This is a genomic window from Chitinophaga sp. CF118, from assembly GCF_900112615.1.
Lineage (GTDB): Bacteria > Bacteroidota > Bacteroidia > Chitinophagales > Chitinophagaceae > Chitinophaga.
This window is the reverse complement of record NZ_FOMK01000002.1, coordinates 659,416-674,058: the sequence shown is the minus strand read 5'-3', so window position 1 is coordinate 674,058 and position 14,643 is coordinate 659,416. Positions and strand designations below refer to the sequence as shown.

Below are 14,643 nucleotides of genomic sequence, written 5' to 3'. Positions count from 1 at the left end.
TTATAAAATTGAAAACAAAAATTAATGGATATAAATGATGTGATAATCTCCATAAAAAATCTGAAAAAATCTTTTGGGACTCTTTCAGTACTAAATGGAATTGACATTGAAATAGAAAAAGGAGAAAACATTGCAGTTCTCGGTCGTTCCGGCAGTGGAAAATCTGTTCTGATCAAAATAATCTCCGGCCTGCTGAAACCAGACAGTGGAACAGTGAAGGTGCTGGGAAGGGAGGTCGATAAGATCAGCGATGCTGAATTGCAGAAATTAAGATTGAAAATAGGATTTTCTTTCCAGAGCAGTGCTTTATATGATAGCATGAGTGTAAAACAGAACCTTGAATTTCCACTGGTAAGAAACCTGCGGAATTTAAGCCGTAAAGAAGTGAATGCCGCTATTGAAGAAGTGCTGAGTGATGTAGGCTTATCACAGACGATTAACCAGATGCCTTCGGAATTGTCTGGCGGACAAAAGAAACGTATCGGTATTGCACGTACTTTAATCCTGAAACCGGAAATTATGCTATATGATGAACCTACTTCAGGTCTTGATCCGATCACCAGTATTGAAATCAATAAACTGATTGTTCAGGTACGCGAGCAATACAATACCACGGCTATTATCATTACCCACGATCTTGTTTGCGCAAAGGAAACGGCCGATAGAGTAGCTATGTTGCTGGACGGTAAATTCCTGATGCAGGGAAGTTTTGAAGAAGTCTTTAATACAGACAATGAAAATGTGAGAACATTTTATGATTACAATTTTATTAACGCCAAATGAGCATGTTTAAAAATAACCGTCCTGTTATATTGGGAATCTTTGTATTCCTGGGTTTAGTGATTTTAGTGATTACTATATTTACTTTAGGAAACCAGAAAAAAACTTTCGTAAAATCTATTACCATCAATGCTGTTTTTGATGATGTGGGAGGTTTGCTGCAAGGTGGCAATGTCTGGTTTTCCGGTGTAAAAGTAGGAACTGTAAAAGACATCAGTTTTTATGGTGACAGAGAAGTATTGGTAACAATGAGCATTGAAAAAAAAGCAGAAGCCCACATCCATAAAGATGCAATGGCAAAGATCGGTTCCGATGGTTTAATCGGAAATAAAATTGTAATTATTTATGGTGGAACAGCTACAGCTCCGGTGGCAGAAAAAAATAGTTTCTTAAAAGTGGAAAAAGCACTCACCACAGATGATATGCTGGCTACCCTGCAGATCAATAATAAAAACCTGGCGGAGATTACCACCAGCTTTAAAAGTATTGCCAAAAAGATCGATAGTGGAAACGGTGCATTGGCAACTATATTAAACGACCCTGCCATGGCTGGGAAGTTGACTGCAACCATCAATAATCTGCAGGATATTTCCGATAATTTCAAGGTTACATCTGCTACCAGCAAAACCGTACTATCTGATTTTAGAAACTTCTCAGGTAAACTGAATAGACCAGGAAGCTCAATCAATAAGCTGGTGACAGACACCACCATGTATGGTGATATCAGCGGAACATTATCTGAACTGCAGATGGCATCTGGTTCTATTTCCAGATTCACCGCCAATCTCAAAACAATGAGCGACAGGCTAAACGAGAAGAGTAATGCTGTTGGTGTATTATTGAATGATTCAGCTGCGGCAAACTCGCTGAAAATCATCATAAAGAATCTGGAAACCAGCAGCCAGAAACTGGATGAAGACCTGGAGGCGGCTCAACACAACTTCTTATTAAGAGGTTTCTTCAAAAAGAAAGCTAAAGAGAAATGACACGCGCTCCTTTTATAAAGCGGGTATCCTTTACAGCTCCAATGCCATTGAAACGGTATTGAAGTCCCACTATATCCGTTGGGAGATTGGGGAAGTCCAGTGCATACGCTTCTTCTCCATTCACGATGAAGCGCATGTGCCTGTCTTTTGTTTCAACCCTAAGGTTCACCCACTGACTGAGATCACAGCCAAATTTTGAGAGATCAGCATCTTTACTTTGCACCGATTTACCAGCAGCATGCAGTGATAAATCACCAACGCAGGCTTTGGCACAGAGAGGAATACTAATTACATCGGCCTTGCATAATATAAGAATATCCACCCGCTGACAAACAGCAGAGCCCTGCCGGAAATCACTTTTCACAGAAGTCTCAAGTGTGAAATTATCATCTCGTATACCACCAAGATCCAGCACATTAATAAACCGGAGCATAGGGGCCTGTGGTTGCAAGGTAAGGTTGTAAGACCGGATAGTAGGCTCATCTACCTCAATCGTTTTCCCCTTCTGGAATTCTTCTTTTTTCAGATAAACGGGCACAGTATTATCATCTATCAGCACCACCCAGCCATTGGAAGTGATCAGGAGATCATGCTCTTTAACAATCTGTTTCCCAATCATCAGTTTTGCCCTGAAATAGCCGGGATAATAATAGATGGCAGAATATTCCTTACGGTCCTTAGATACGCCAATTTTACGCCTTGTATCCCATGTTTGTGCGATGAATACGGAATCTGTTCCGGCGGCACTGGCGTCATATTTGAAAATTACAGAATTGGGAACGCCTTCTGTAACCACCTTATTACTGCTGAATGAGTAGGCTGCCGGATTAACGGCTTTCCCATGCAATAAAAGATATCCTATTACGGGCAAACACAATAATGACAAGTACAACCATTTTAAGCTGATCTTCTTTGGTGCCGCTTTATATTCAGTTACAGGTGTAGGTGTATACTGTTGCTTGAATTCCCGCCAGTCCCTGAACCCTGAAAACAATGCTAAGGTGTTCAGGGTAGTGGTTGCCGGAATATTATTGTATGGCAGCTTACCCCAAATCCGTTTTAAAGTGGTTATACTGAGGGTTACACCCGTCGTTTCCTGGATGGCATCACTCAGTTTTTCAAAGTCATAACTTGTCCAGTCAGTACTTTGCCCCCGGTTAAACCTGGCTTCAATCAGCACAAGACACTTTTGTATATAGATATTTTCGGCGTTATAATCCATTTGTTGATAGATGATTATGAGCTTGAACCAACTTGTATAAACTTGGCTCAGAGATGAATCACTATAAATTTAATGATAATTCATATTCGTGGCTGAATTAAAAATCAGAATATGACCCACAAACTAGCCGCATTATTTCCCATTCTTTTTGCCACTCTGGCCAATGCTCAAAAAATCCCATTGAAAGCCGGGAACTGGGATTTTAAGCCGAATATGGTAGAATTTTCAACCTACAAAGACGTTCCTGCAATGAAGATACTAAGCAGGGGGCAGGTTGTATTAAAAGACCTGGACTTTTCTAATGGTACCATTGAATATGACATGGACCCTGTAGATTCGGGTTTTACGTTGATGTATTTCAGGCGTAGCAGCGAAAAGGAAAGTGAATGTTTCTATTTCAGAACAGCTAATGCGGGCAACAGATTTGCCTCGCAGGCCATTCAGTACGCTCCCATTTTAAAAGGTGTGAACCTGTGGGATATGCTGCCTGAATATCAGTCCAATGCTGCTTTCGAAAGAAAAAAATGGAATCATGTGAAGCTGGTAATATCTGGTAAGCAAATGCTGGCTTATGTTAACAACGAAACAGCGCTTGAAATTCCCAACCTGGAAGCTGATAGTCAGCACGGTACCATTGCATTCGAGGGACAGGTGATCATTTCGAATCTCGTTGTTAAGCCCGGGGAGACCGAAAGACTTTCTCCTGTTGAGGGGATCGATCTGACTGATAATGACCCACGCTACCTGAGAAAATGGCAAATCGGGAAGGTGATCAATGCTCCCGGTGAAGAAACCGGACCTTTACCCGTAAAAGAAACACCATGGGATACAATCATTGCAGAACGCAGGGGATTGATTAACCTTACAAGGTTATTTGGAGGCACCAAAGAACGGAGGTTTGTATGGCTGAAAACAAACATCCATTCATCTATAGCACAAATCAGAAAATTAAACCTGGGATTCAGTGACGACGTATCAGTACTTATCAACGGTAAATATTTATACGTAGATAAAAACATGTTTGGCTCACCAATTATGAAACAACCAGAGGGCCGTTGCTCGTTAGAAAATACTTCGTTTAATATACCCTTAAATGTGGGTAATAATGAATTGCTGATAGGAGTCGCCAATGACTTTTATGGCTGGGGGATAATAGCCAGATTAGATAAAATGGACAGTCTGGAAATTGAGGAGTAAATCCGATCAACATCCAATATCTGCCATCAGATAGCAGATATTGGATGTTGATTATTGGATTAATTAGATAACAATAATGCTACTAAAACGCCTACCACTACACCACCTATTCCAAACTTCAATGTTTTCCAGGTGGCTTTTTTACGTTCCTGGGTCAACAGCTTTTGCGAATCTTTTAATAAGTTCTGAGTGTCAACAAGTTTATTGGTCGCACTATCCAATGCTGTGGATACTGCATGTAAGCTATCACTCGTCTTGTTTATAAACGTCAGTGAATTATCTGACAGGGAATCAAACCGCAGTTTTAATTCCTGGTAATAAAACTCCTTCTGAGTGAGCATACTGTCCTTCATTACTATAATATTATCATAATTATCAAGGATCTCTTTCACAGAACTACTGCCCGATTTTACCTTCTTATAATATTTCTGATAGAGATTGAAAGTCGGCTTGTTCAAAAGGAAAGAAGTATCACATTTTATAAGGATGGTATCACCCTGTAAAGCAGTATATACATTGATAGTGCTACAATCTTTGAATTCCTTTTTTACGTCTTGCGACATACATTGCAATGTGACAGAAAACATAGCTGCCACAAAGAGTAAGAATGACTTTTTCATAAGGATTTTATTTGGATATCAGGAAGGCTATCTGTCTCTTTCAAGTCTGCCTTAAGCTCGGAAACCTTATCTCGTAAAGAGTCCAGCTTGATCTTCATCTTTGCGCTTCCCTTTGCTTCTTCAATTTCTTTTGTTGTATTGATGATGGCAACGTTCGTCTGAATATTCTTGATATAATATTTGAACGTCTCCATGCTTGACTGTATTGAGTCCAGTCTGGATTTAGAATAATTCAGATTGATAATGGCAGAGTCAATATTTCGTTGAGACTTTTCAAGGTTCCTTTGTACTTCTTTAAGGTTACTCTTTTCAGTAAAAATCAGTACTATATTGATAATTGCAAGGGCAAGCAATATTATGATGATAATGCGGAATGATTTATCCATTGGCTCGGGTTATGGGGTGGTTATGAATGTTATGTATAAAGTTGGGATTTAAAAATAAAGTAAATTTGATTAAAATTAATAAAAATCCCGGTTCATACCCAAGAAATTATTCAATTACCTTTAGCCATTGAGCAGCAACATGTTTTCACTTGGATGTTATCCAAAATGTCCGCTTACATAATTTTTAGTCAGTTCTTTCACAGGATTATTGAAAATGTCATTTGTATTACCTTCCTCTACCACTTCTCCCAGATACATAAAAATAGTTTTATCTGCCACTCTTTGTGCCTGCTGCATATTGTGTGTTACAATCACAATGGTATATTGTTCTTTCAACTGCACAATTAATTCTTCAACCTTCCGGGTACTGATAGGGTCAAGTGCAGAACAGGGTTCATCCATCAATATCACTTCCGGCCGCAAAGCTACTGTCCGGGCTATGCAGAGTCTTTGCTGCTGCCCGCCAGACATACGGGTGGCCGGCTTCTTCAGATCATCTTTCACCTCTTCCCATAAATAACTTTCTTTCAGTGCCTGTTCAATAATTCCAGGTCTTTCCTTTGAAGGAACATCATTGATCTTTAAACCGTAGTTAATGTTTTCATAGATGCCCTTGGGAAAAGGGTTCGCTTTCTGAAATACCATGCCTACCCGTTTACGTACCTGCGTTACAGAAACCTTTTTATCGTACAGATCCTGATTTTCGAGCATAAATTTTCCTTCAATCCGCGCATCAGGTGAAAGATCATGCATACGGTTAAAACAACGCAGCAATGTGCTTTTTCCACATCCCGACGGACCAATAAGCGCTGTCACCTTTCTCTCTGGAAATGTAACCGAAACATTTTTCAGTACCTGCTTATTTCCAAACCAGAGATTTATGCCCTGTGCCGATAACTTTATAATTTCTTCACTCATTATTTCTATACTTGTAACGGATATAAAATGCAGTTAAATTCAGCAGGAATACCACCATCACCAATACGAGCGCTGTGCCGTAAGCCAGCGGTCTTACCTGCTCAATAGCCTGGTGCTGGGTAGATAACATATACAGGTGATAGGGGAGTGCCATGAATTCCTGGTTCAGATAACCGGATGAGCCATTGATATAAAAGGCTACCCCGGTAAAGAGAATAGGAGCCGTTTCACCTGCTGCTCTTGATAGGGTTAATACTATACCAGTAAGGATGCCTGGCAGAGCCGATGGCAGCACCACATCACGGATGGATTCGAACTGTGTGGCACCCACTCCCAGTGCAGCTTCTCTTGTACTGGCAGGGATTCTTCTTAAAGCCTCTTCGGTAGTAGAAATGATATAAGGAAGGGATAAAAGACCAAGGGTGAAGCCGGCAGCCAGCATAGATGTGCCCATGCGGAACCCTTGTACAAACAGCGCCAGTCCAAACAAACCATATATGATAGATGGCACGCCAGACAGGTTACGGATAGAAGCCCTGATTAACCGTGTCAACCAGCCATCCTTTGCATATTCGTTCAAATAGATGGCACAGCTGATGCCTAACGGTACCGCCAGTAGGGCGGTGAGTAGTGTTAAAATTACGGTGCCTGTAATAGCAGGCAGGATTCCTCCTTTGGTCATTCCATCAGAAGGCAGGGCTGTAATAAATTCCCAGGATAAGGAAGACCAGCCTCTGCTTATTAAATCCCATAATATGGCTATGAGGAATAATAATACGGTACCCGTGCAGAAAAGCAGGGTAAACCACTCTATAACCGGCGAAAATTTCTTCATCATGCTGCCTGATATTTTCTGTAACGGTTTACAAAATATTCACCGGCAAGATTTACCAGCAGGGTAATGATGAACAATACCGCCGCAATGGCAAATAATGCGTAATAGTGTGTAGTCTGATATGGGACTTCTCCCATTTCGATGGCAATGGTAGCCGTGATTGTCCTTACTGAATGAAAGAATCCTTTAGGAAAAGCAGATGCATTACCTGTAGCCATCAGTACAGTCATGGTTTCTCCGATAGCGCGCCCCACGCCTAACATTATGGCTGCTATAATCCCTGGTGCGGCAGACGGGATGATCACTTTACGCAATGTTTGCCACCTGTTTGCCCCTACACTGTAACTCGCTTCCCGGTAGGTGGATGGTAATGCCTGCAAGGCATCTTCTGTCACTGTTATAATAGTCGGCAATGCCATAATCGCCAGCAGTACTGCGCCATTCAATGCGTTTAATCCGTTAGCCTGATGAGTGAGTTTTGCTATTTCAGGTCCCACTATTACAATGCCTAAAAAACCAATAGCGACAGAGGGTACAGCTGCCAGCATTTCTATCATTGGTTTTAAAATATTCCGGAGGCGTTTACTCGCATATTCGGACATGAACGCGGCAGTACCTATACCAAGGGGGATAGCGATCAACATGGCACCCAGTGTTACAAGCGAAGTACTTACCATCAGTGGCAGAATTCCATAACTGGCATGATGCCCTCCCGGGTTCCATTGATTTGCTGTAAAGAAATCAAGCGGTTTAATGTGCAGAAAAAAAGATACTGTATTCCATAAAAGCATGATAAAAATGCCTCCCAGTATTCCTATTACCAGTAAGCCTGTGGTCCGGAACAGTATCTTTACAAACCTGTCTATAGCTTCTCTAGCGGCTAATTTCATAAAGTTCAATCCCTTATTGAATGATGTAATATCCTGATGCCCGTATAATATCCTGTCCTGCAGAGCTTTTTTCAAAGTTGATGAATGGCACTACTTTATTCCATGAAGTGCTGCGTACAAACTGATATAATGGACGCTGAAAGAAATAACGTTGTTCATTAATGGCTTTTTCATCAAGAGGAGATACAGCCTGCTTACCAATACGCTCAGTTATCCGCAATACTTTTACTGCTTGTTTGCCTTTACTATCATGTATGATATATCCTGCGCCTACATAACCGATTCCTGATTCATCGGCCTTAATGCCCTCCATAATCTGTGCATTACCATTCATTTCTTTTGCCTCCCGGCTAAACTGGATGGCTAGTTTATTGCGTACAAATGAATGCGTTCCTGAATTGCTTTGTCTGCCGTAAATGTTTACAGGCACCGGCAGGCCAGTTACCGGCTGCCAGGTTTTACAGGCACCACTTAATATGGTTGCCAGGGTATGCACGTCTATAGAGTCAACCGGAAAGTTGTTATGTACAATAAAGGCAGTGGCATCTTCTGCAAATACAATCGTCTTCAGGTCAATGTTTCTTACTTTAAAAAGTGTTTTTTCTTCTCCGGTAAGAGGTCTGCTGGAGTTGGCGATATCTGCCTGCCCATTGAGCAGCGAAGCAATACCCAGCCCTGAACCACCACCGGAAATAGCAAGGCTATGGTCGTTGTTTACTTTATAAAAATGTTCAGCTAATACTACCGCAAGGTTTACTTCTGTATCAGAACCTTTCATTTTGATCGCTTTTTGTTTATTGCTGCAGGCCGGCAACATCATCAGGAAAAAAAAGAAGGAATATTTCATGCGTCTTAAAGTGGTAGATTCACAATATAAGGATTGAATGTTAACTGAATATGAACATTTCAATCAGTTCTCTCATTGACTCCCGTCATTTTTTCGCTACAACGGCCGGGGTATTTTTACATTACTAAAGCAAAGATGATGTGAGTTAATCCCTTGACTACACATAATAGTTTCCAATAGCGAAAAAGATGTACGGATCGCCGTATGTCTTTTTTTGTCTTAATGACCCTTTTAGCAAACCAATTAGGACGTTTCAACAAAGCAGCCGCAATGTATAGCTCCTACCTTTGTTGAAAATTAACAACAATGACAAAGATTTGGTTTATAACAGGAAGTTCCCGCGGACTGGGAAGAAATCTTACAGAAGCTGTACTTGCTAATGGAGATAAAGTGGCAGCAACTGCCCGTAACCCTGAACAGTTGAAAGATCTCATAGAAAAATATCCGGATCAGATTTATCCCGTTAAGCTGGACGTAACGGATAACTGGCAGATTGCAACAGCTGTAGCCGATACCGTAAAACATTTCGGACGGATAGATGTATTGGTAAACAATGCTGGTTTTGGGATCATTGGTGCTGCTGAGGCTTTTACAGATGAACAGGTTCGTAGTCAACTGGAAACAAACCTATACGCGCCAATAGAGATAACGCGCATTGTATTGCCTTATATGCGTAAGCAGCGCTCCGGACGGATCCTGCAAATCAGTTCTGTTGGTGGCCGTGTAGGGAATGCGGGTCTTACTATGTACCAGGCTGCTAAATTCGGATTAGGTGGTTTCAGTGAAGCATTGGCTAAAGAAGTGGCTCCCCTGGGTATTTATGTAACATGTGTAGAACCGGGTGGTTTTCGCACAGATTGGGCAGGAGCATCTATGAGTTATGCACCTGCAATAGAAGGATATGAAGCAACAGTGGGTGCCAGGGTCGACTATTTTAAAAGCGGAAAATTCGTTCCAATGGGAGATCCTGAAAAAGCTGCGAAAGCCATGATCAACGTGGTAAATGAACCGGCACCTCCGGTACACCTTGTATTAGGTAGCGAAGCAGCAGGATTATTAAAGATGGCTGATAAAGCAAGACAGGAAGAATTCGAAAAATGGATGCCGGTAACACTTTCTACAGACCATGACAGTGCAGAGAATTTCCTGGAAACGAAACTTGGCCAGACTTATGTGAAGTCATAGCCGTTTTGTAAATTTGGATGGTTATGACGAAATCGCAAGATGACAAAAGCCTTACGCCGATACTCTACTCCTGTTATGTTTCCAGGAGTAGAGAGGGAGAACAGTTTGTTAAGGATCACGTATTCAGCTATCACATAGCAGGCACTCTGATAATGAATGATGGTAATAAAGAATACATTTTCGGAGAAGGTGATTTCAGGTTCCTGAGGAAAAATCACCTGGTTAAATTCGCCAAGCAACCACAGGTAAATGGTGAGTACAAATCCCTCTCCATTTATCTTGATCAGCAAACCCTGCGTAATTTCAGTATGGAATATGGCTACAAGGCGGAGAAGTGGACAGGAGCGGAGAGTATTATCAGTCTACAGCCAGATCCACTTTATAAAGGATATCTTGATTCGCTGAAACCATACGACCAGATTACGCGGGCGGGCAATGAAAACCTGGTGGCGCTGAAATTAAAAGAAGCCATTTTGCTGCTGCTACATACAAGACCGGATTTGAAAGATGTGCTGTTCGATTTTTCAGAGCCTGATAAAATAGATCTGGAAGGCTTCATGCAGCAGAACTATCACTTCAATGTGGAACTGAAAAGGTTTGCTTATTTAACCGGAAGGAGTCTCACTACTTTTAAACGCGATTTTGAAAAGATCTTTCATAGTACACCCAGCCGTTGGCTACAGCAAAGAAGGTTACAGGAGGCGCATTATCTCATTAAAGAAAAAGGCAAAGCACCGTCAGATGTTTATCTGGATCTGGGATTTGAGGACCTTTCTCATTTCTCCTTTGCTTTTAAAAAGATGTATGGTGTTGGTCCCTCAAAGATCTGACAATATAAGGCTCGTTTATGTATAATTAAAAAACTTCCGGCAAATGATTCATTAGTCGGAAGTTTTTTATTGTGCAACCTTCACACTATTTAAATGGATCTATCAGAAGCAGCCTGAACCTTGAAAATTTCACCTATAGCACCACTCCAATATATTGATTATCTTTGATGCTAGCTTATATTAACATGACACCTCAGCAATTTAAATGTGACTGGAGAAACACGGATCAACCTCTTTCCCCGATATCGCCCGAACGGCTCATTCGTTTTAATATACTCCCTTTTACAAATGAGTTCCTGACAATATCAGGACTACCAGTATATGCATCACCGTTTTTATCTTTTGCTGATGATTCAACAAGTATCATAGACGGAATTAACAAACTGACAGAACAATTCAATTTTGGAAACCTGCAGGCAGAATATGAAAAGTATATCAACATCGGGTTATGCCGGGATGGCGATCCTATTGTTGTTAATACAAGTAGTAATGACCAGATAGAACAATTGGAACATAAGAATAACTTTCAATCGGTATTCTTCAATACCTCTATCAATCATCTGGCAAACTTTTTAATTATTTACAGAGATTTTGAAGATGATATTATGAGGGAGTATGGAGAAGAGGGAATACGGAATTGTTATTTCACAGATGCTCAATTTGAGATCTTAAAAAAACAGATGATCGAAATTGATGAACTGGCATTAACGGGCCGTGGATTCTGGAAAGAAGAATTGGAAATAATATTATCACTCAGAAAAGATTATTTAGAAAGTCTGAAAGAGCAGACAGAGGAATAGTGTCCAGGTTAAAATCCGAAGAAAAAAGTATTACATTCGCCCCATATTTCTAATAATAGTATGACAAAACTGGAAGAACAACTACAGAAAAGGAGTGATAACAAATGCGAATTATGCCAGTCTGGCGATGCTTTAAAGGTATATGAAGTACCTCCGGGACCCACCAGTGATGCAGATGATAGTATTTTAATCTGCGATACCTGCCGGGCTCAGATCGATAAAAAAGCAGAATTAGATAGCAAACACTGGCGTTTTTTATCTGATACTATGTGGAGTGAAGTGCCCGGTATGCAGGTAGTTTCCTGGCGTATGTTGAATCGTTTAAAGCAGGAAAGCTGGGCGATGGAAAGCCTGGATATGATGTACCTGAGTGATGAAACATTGGCCTGGGCCAAATCAACCGGAGATCACGATAACGATGATGCTGTTGATTTGCACAAAGATAGCAATGGTACGGTATTGCAAAGCGGTGATACTGTTGTGCTCACAAAATCGCTGGATGTAAAGGGGACCACCCTCAATGCAAAGCTGGGTACAGTTGTGAAAAATATTCGGCTGGTGGAAAATAATACAGAACAGATTGAAGGTAAAATAGAAGGACAGGTAATCGTGATCCTTACCAAATATGTAAGAAAGCAAACGGTTTAGTCTTCATCTCTTTTCATAAAGTACAAAACCCGCTATTATAGCGGGTTTTGTACTTTATGACAGGATTAGCTTATTAATTCCAGTTCTTCGCTCTTCACTACTTTCGGCTGTTTTTCCTTCCTGTATTTTGATAAGTTAATCAGTAATACACTGCCTAGTATGACGAATAACCCGGATATCTGCATCCATGAAATATGTTCATGTGCAAACAAAACGCCTAGTATAACTGCAAGAACAGGATTTACATATGCATATGTGCTTACCTGCGTTGCCGGACGTACCTGTAATAACCATACATAAGCGCTGAAAGCAGCAATAGACCCCAAAAAGATCAGGTATAATAAGCTAAACCAGCTACTGCCTGGTATACTTTTCAGATCCAGCCCATTAAACTCCTGGTGTATGAAGCTGGCAGGTATAAATAAAATTCCGGTGGTAAGCATTTGCCAGGATGTATTAACCGCCGCTGATCCGGTAGTAACGTTATATTTAAAATATAAAGAGCCTGACGCAAAGCCTAGTGTACCAAAAAGCAGTAATAACATCCATGGTAGTCTGGATTGATCACCGCCAGTTGAAAATATATTTCCTACCTGTTCGCCGAATAATAACAACACACCAATGAACCCAATAATAAGCCCGGTAACGGTCGACTTATTCCTTAAATTTATTTTCCAGTTTTTGTAGTCAAGTAATACGATCCATAGAGGCGGACAGGATACTATAATTGCTACCATCGCGCTTGGCAGGATTTGTTCACTCCACGTAACAGTACCATTTGCAATAAACAGTAATAGTATTCCGCTGACTGTGGCATGAATAATATTTTTCCAGATAAATATCTTTTCACCTCTAATAATACACCAGAGCATTAGTAACAGTCCTGCTGTAAAATAGCGCATGAAGGCCAGCAGGAAAGGAGGTAAGCCTCCTTGTACAGCCTTGCCAATAAAGAAGTAGGTAGAACCCCATACAATATATATAGTAGCAAATGCAATGATAACTAATAGGGGAGGAGCATTTTTTTGCTGACTCAGTGACATAGGATTATAATTTTCCGGGTATAACCAATTGTTGTTGTTCTTTCACCGTTTCCAGCACAATCGTAGTGCGGGTAGTTAACAGGTTGGGAATAATAGCAAAAGTGTTGCGCATGAGCTGCATCAGGGACGCTGAATCATAAGTCCTGACCTTCACGAGGTAACAGTCGTCACCTGCTATATGATGTACTTCCTGTACTTCAGGGATTTTAGCCAGTTCTTTGGCCGTTTCATCCCAGCCGGGACCATCAGCAGCCTTCATAAAAATAAAGGCTAGCAGCTTTTGTTGCAGAGCATCAGGGTTGAGGCGGGTTGTATACTGTAGAATAACATTCTTCTGTTCCAGCTTCTTCACCCTTTCCAGCATCCCCGATGGAGCCATTCCTAACTCACGGGCAAGATCCGCATTTGAGATCCGTGCATTATCCTGCATCAATCGGAGTATTTGGAGGTCCGTTTTATCCAGTATGATTTCGTTTTCGTTAATCATACTGCAATATTATGGTAATTTTGAATTATATTCGGTATAAATATTAATAAGTGAATTTAATTCTTAAAATTGAGCTTTTAACTGTTTGAACATGTAAAAACACGCTAAATATTCTAAAATGAAGAAAAACTGCTTTCCTAAGGAAGAAGTTCATTTTCTAAAAGGAGGTAATTCCTGGTTAATCCCTGATCAATCCCAACGTAACTGCATACTTCACATAGGCTGGCCCATGTATCTGGTAGAATGTATATACAGATAACTTCTTTGGATTCTAATAAACTGGAAAAGTTGTACGGAGCCAATTTTGATATAAATTATGTTTCATAAGATAGGTCTGAGTATCAACCAGCTTTTCTTTTATACCCGGATCAATAATCCATTATTACCGGGCCAGTATCAACTTATTAATGCAGATGGTTATATAGATACCAAAGGAAGGGAAACCAATGTTAAGTTGGGTTATTATGACCAATATGTCGTAAATTAATTTTACCTAAACCCAATACAATGACAAAACGAGAAATATCTTTTATTTGCATCACTGCCCTGATAATGTGTATCCCAATGGCTATTATTGCACATAAGGATCAGCAGCCTCCTTTATCGTCTACTATATACGACTGGAACAACATCAAAGTAGAGCAGACTAAAACAGGAGAAAAGCGCCAGTTCCTTCAGTCCCCCACGCCTACACTAGACGAATTGGAACTGCATGTAACCACGTTGAATCCCGGAGAGGCACCACATCCACCGCATCAACACCCCGACGAAGAACTGATCATTATAAAAGAGGGGATGGTTGAATCGACCGTAAACGGCATTACTAAACGTATTGGCCCAGGCTCCGTCATTTTCCAGGCATCTAATCAATTGCATGGTATTAAAAATGTGGGTACTACTAAAGCTGTGTACCATGTTATTAAATGGAAAACGGAAAAGACGCCTAAGGCTAAATAAACCTGTACACAG

At 40.7% G+C, this 14,643-nt stretch carries 18 protein-coding genes; 9 read left to right on the top strand and 9 right to left on the bottom strand.

All coding sequences use genetic code 11. The features are described 5' to 3' along the window. Positions 1–24 precede the first annotated feature (24 nt). Together BM176_RS10960 and BM176_RS10955 are read left to right on the top strand one after the other, a co-directional pair. Positions 25–783, top strand: a complete 759-nt coding sequence (locus BM176_RS10960) for an ABC transporter ATP-binding protein (protein WP_090102775.1) — start codon at positions 25–27, stop codon at positions 781–783. Continuing rightward, entirely contained in the window at positions 780–1,766 is a 987-nt protein-coding gene (locus tag BM176_RS10955; protein ID WP_090102773.1) for an MlaD family protein, read from the top strand. The genes BM176_RS10960 and BM176_RS10955 overlap by 4 nt, the downstream gene beginning before the upstream one ends. Here the strand turns inward: BM176_RS10955 and BM176_RS10950 are convergent. Next, the gene (locus BM176_RS10950) at positions 1,753–2,988 is read right to left on the bottom strand and encodes a hypothetical protein (protein WP_090102771.1); all 1,236 of its coding nucleotides are present in this window, start codon (positions 2,986–2,988) and stop codon (positions 1,753–1,755) included. The genes BM176_RS10955 and BM176_RS10950 overlap by 14 nt on opposite strands. 111 nt (positions 2,989–3,099) lie before the next feature. On the opposite strand from BM176_RS10950, the gene BM176_RS10945 reads away from it, so the two are divergent. Further along, positions 3,100–4,185: a hypothetical protein gene (locus BM176_RS10945; RefSeq protein WP_090102768.1), complete on the top strand. Its 1,086-nt coding sequence runs from the start codon at positions 3,100–3,102 to the stop codon at positions 4,183–4,185. Between the two features lie 59 nt (positions 4,186–4,244). Here BM176_RS10945 and BM176_RS10940 read toward each other — a convergent pair whose 3' ends face one another. The 6 genes from BM176_RS10940 to BM176_RS10915 form a co-directional block, all read right to left on the bottom strand. Beyond that, a complete protein-coding gene (locus BM176_RS10940; RefSeq protein ID WP_143097781.1) occupies positions 4,245–4,805 on the bottom strand; it encodes a hypothetical protein in 561 nt (186 codons plus the stop codon). Beyond that, positions 4,802–5,191 (bottom strand): hypothetical protein, encoded by a 390-nt coding sequence (locus BM176_RS10935; RefSeq protein ID WP_090102754.1) that lies wholly within the window; start codon positions 5,189–5,191, stop codon positions 4,802–4,804. Before BM176_RS10935 ends, BM176_RS10940 begins: the two co-directional genes overlap by 4 nt. A 156-nt stretch (positions 5,192–5,347) precedes the next feature. Next, positions 5,348–6,109: a phosphate ABC transporter ATP-binding protein PstB gene (pstB, locus tag BM176_RS10930; protein WP_090102752.1), complete on the bottom strand. Its 762-nt coding sequence runs from the start codon at positions 6,107–6,109 to the stop codon at positions 5,348–5,350. Next, complete coding sequence (gene pstA, locus BM176_RS10925) at positions 6,102–6,947, bottom strand: phosphate ABC transporter permease PstA (protein WP_090102750.1); 846 nt, start codon at positions 6,945–6,947, stop codon at positions 6,102–6,104. The genes pstB and pstA overlap by 8 nt, the downstream gene beginning before the upstream one ends. Further along, complete coding sequence (pstC, locus tag BM176_RS10920; protein WP_090102748.1) at positions 6,944–7,834, bottom strand: phosphate ABC transporter permease subunit PstC; 891 nt, start codon at positions 7,832–7,834, stop codon at positions 6,944–6,946. Before pstC ends, pstA begins: the two co-directional genes overlap by 4 nt. 13 nt (positions 7,835–7,847) lie before the next feature. Then, on the bottom strand, positions 7,848–8,681 hold the full coding sequence (locus BM176_RS10915; protein ID WP_090102746.1) for a substrate-binding domain-containing protein: 834 nt from the start codon (positions 8,679–8,681) through the stop codon (positions 7,848–7,850). 306 nt (positions 8,682–8,987) lie between these two features. Between BM176_RS10915 and BM176_RS10910 the strand changes: the two genes are divergently transcribed. The 4 genes from BM176_RS10910 (at position 8,988) to BM176_RS10895 (ending at position 12,144) form a co-directional block, all read left to right on the top strand. Then, positions 8,988–9,866 (top strand): oxidoreductase, encoded by an 879-nt coding sequence (locus BM176_RS10910; RefSeq protein WP_090102744.1) that lies wholly within the window; start codon positions 8,988–8,990, stop codon positions 9,864–9,866. Between the two features lie 23 nt (positions 9,867–9,889). Continuing rightward, positions 9,890–10,696 (top strand): helix-turn-helix domain-containing protein, encoded by an 807-nt coding sequence (locus BM176_RS10905; protein WP_090102734.1) that lies wholly within the window; start codon positions 9,890–9,892, stop codon positions 10,694–10,696. A gap of 185 nt (positions 10,697–10,881) precedes the next feature. After that, positions 10,882–11,496: an SUKH-4 family immunity protein gene (locus tag BM176_RS10900; RefSeq protein WP_090102732.1), complete on the top strand. Its 615-nt coding sequence runs from the start codon at positions 10,882–10,884 to the stop codon at positions 11,494–11,496. Between the two features lie 60 nt (positions 11,497–11,556). After that, positions 11,557–12,144 (top strand): PhnA domain-containing protein, encoded by a 588-nt coding sequence (locus tag BM176_RS10895; RefSeq protein WP_090102730.1) that lies wholly within the window; start codon positions 11,557–11,559, stop codon positions 12,142–12,144. Between the two features lie 65 nt (positions 12,145–12,209). Here the strand turns inward: BM176_RS10895 and BM176_RS10890 are convergent, their stop codons facing one another. Both BM176_RS10890 and BM176_RS10885 read right to left on the bottom strand, forming a co-directional pair. After that, on the bottom strand, positions 12,210–13,187 hold the full coding sequence (locus BM176_RS10890; RefSeq protein ID WP_090102729.1) for an EamA family transporter: 978 nt from the start codon (positions 13,185–13,187) through the stop codon (positions 12,210–12,212). A gap of 4 nt (positions 13,188–13,191) precedes the next feature. After that, entirely contained in the window at positions 13,192–13,674 is a 483-nt protein-coding gene (locus BM176_RS10885; RefSeq protein WP_090102727.1) for an Lrp/AsnC family transcriptional regulator, read from the bottom strand. A gap of 316 nt (positions 13,675–13,990) precedes the next feature. Here BM176_RS10885 and BM176_RS10880 point away from each other — a divergent pair, with 316 nt between their 5' ends. Both BM176_RS10880 and BM176_RS10875 read left to right on the top strand, forming a co-directional pair. Continuing rightward, positions 13,991–14,161, top strand: a complete 171-nt coding sequence (locus BM176_RS10880; RefSeq protein WP_177230367.1) for a hypothetical protein — start codon at positions 13,991–13,993, stop codon at positions 14,159–14,161. A 20-nt stretch (positions 14,162–14,181) separates the two neighbouring features. After that, positions 14,182–14,631, top strand: a complete 450-nt coding sequence (locus BM176_RS10875; RefSeq protein WP_090102724.1) for a cupin domain-containing protein — start codon at positions 14,182–14,184, stop codon at positions 14,629–14,631. Positions 14,632–14,643 lie beyond the last annotated feature (12 nt).

Excerpts from the sequence above, each read along its gene's own strand:
- pstC (WP_090102748.1), bottom strand. The coding sequence starts at position 7,834 with ATGAAATTAGCCGCTAGAGAAGCTATAGACAGGTTTGTAAAGATACTG.
- BM176_RS10940 (WP_143097781.1), bottom strand. The coding sequence starts at position 4,805 with ATGAAAAAGTCATTCTTACTCTTTGTGGCAGCTATGTTTTCTGTCACA.
- BM176_RS10905 (WP_090102734.1), top strand. The coding sequence starts at position 9,890 with ATGACGAAATCGCAAGATGACAAAAGCCTTACGCCGATACTCTACTCC.
- BM176_RS10890 (WP_090102729.1), bottom strand. The coding sequence starts at position 13,187 with ATGTCACTGAGTCAGCAAAAAAATGCTCCTCCCCTATTAGTTATCATT.
- BM176_RS10900 (WP_090102732.1), top strand. The coding sequence starts at position 10,882 with ATGACACCTCAGCAATTTAAATGTGACTGGAGAAACACGGATCAACCT.
- BM176_RS10910 (WP_090102744.1), top strand. The coding sequence starts at position 8,988 with ATGACAAAGATTTGGTTTATAACAGGAAGTTCCCGCGGACTGGGAAGA.
- pstA (WP_090102750.1), bottom strand. The coding sequence starts at position 6,947 with ATGATGAAGAAATTTTCGCCGGTTATAGAGTGGTTTACCCTGCTTTTC.
- BM176_RS10950 (WP_090102771.1), bottom strand. The coding sequence starts at position 2,988 with ATGGATTATAACGCCGAAAATATCTATATACAAAAGTGTCTTGTGCTG.
- BM176_RS10880 (WP_177230367.1), top strand. The coding sequence starts at position 13,991 with ATGTTTCATAAGATAGGTCTGAGTATCAACCAGCTTTTCTTTTATACC.
- pstB (WP_090102752.1), bottom strand. The coding sequence starts at position 6,109 with ATGAGTGAAGAAATTATAAAGTTATCGGCACAGGGCATAAATCTCTGG.
- BM176_RS10935 (WP_090102754.1), bottom strand. The coding sequence starts at position 5,191 with ATGGATAAATCATTCCGCATTATCATCATAATATTGCTTGCCCTTGCA.
- BM176_RS10955 (WP_090102773.1), top strand. The coding sequence starts at position 780 with ATGAGCATGTTTAAAAATAACCGTCCTGTTATATTGGGAATCTTTGTA.
- BM176_RS10875 (WP_090102724.1), top strand. The coding sequence starts at position 14,182 with ATGACAAAACGAGAAATATCTTTTATTTGCATCACTGCCCTGATAATG.
- BM176_RS10895 (WP_090102730.1), top strand. The coding sequence starts at position 11,557 with ATGACAAAACTGGAAGAACAACTACAGAAAAGGAGTGATAACAAATGC.
- BM176_RS10885 (WP_090102727.1), bottom strand. The coding sequence starts at position 13,674 with ATGATTAACGAAAACGAAATCATACTGGATAAAACGGACCTCCAAATA.
- BM176_RS10945 (WP_090102768.1), top strand. The coding sequence starts at position 3,100 with ATGACCCACAAACTAGCCGCATTATTTCCCATTCTTTTTGCCACTCTG.
- BM176_RS10915 (WP_090102746.1), bottom strand. The coding sequence starts at position 8,681 with ATGAAATATTCCTTCTTTTTTTTCCTGATGATGTTGCCGGCCTGCAGC.
- BM176_RS10960 (WP_090102775.1), top strand. The coding sequence starts at position 25 with ATGGATATAAATGATGTGATAATCTCCATAAAAAATCTGAAAAAATCT.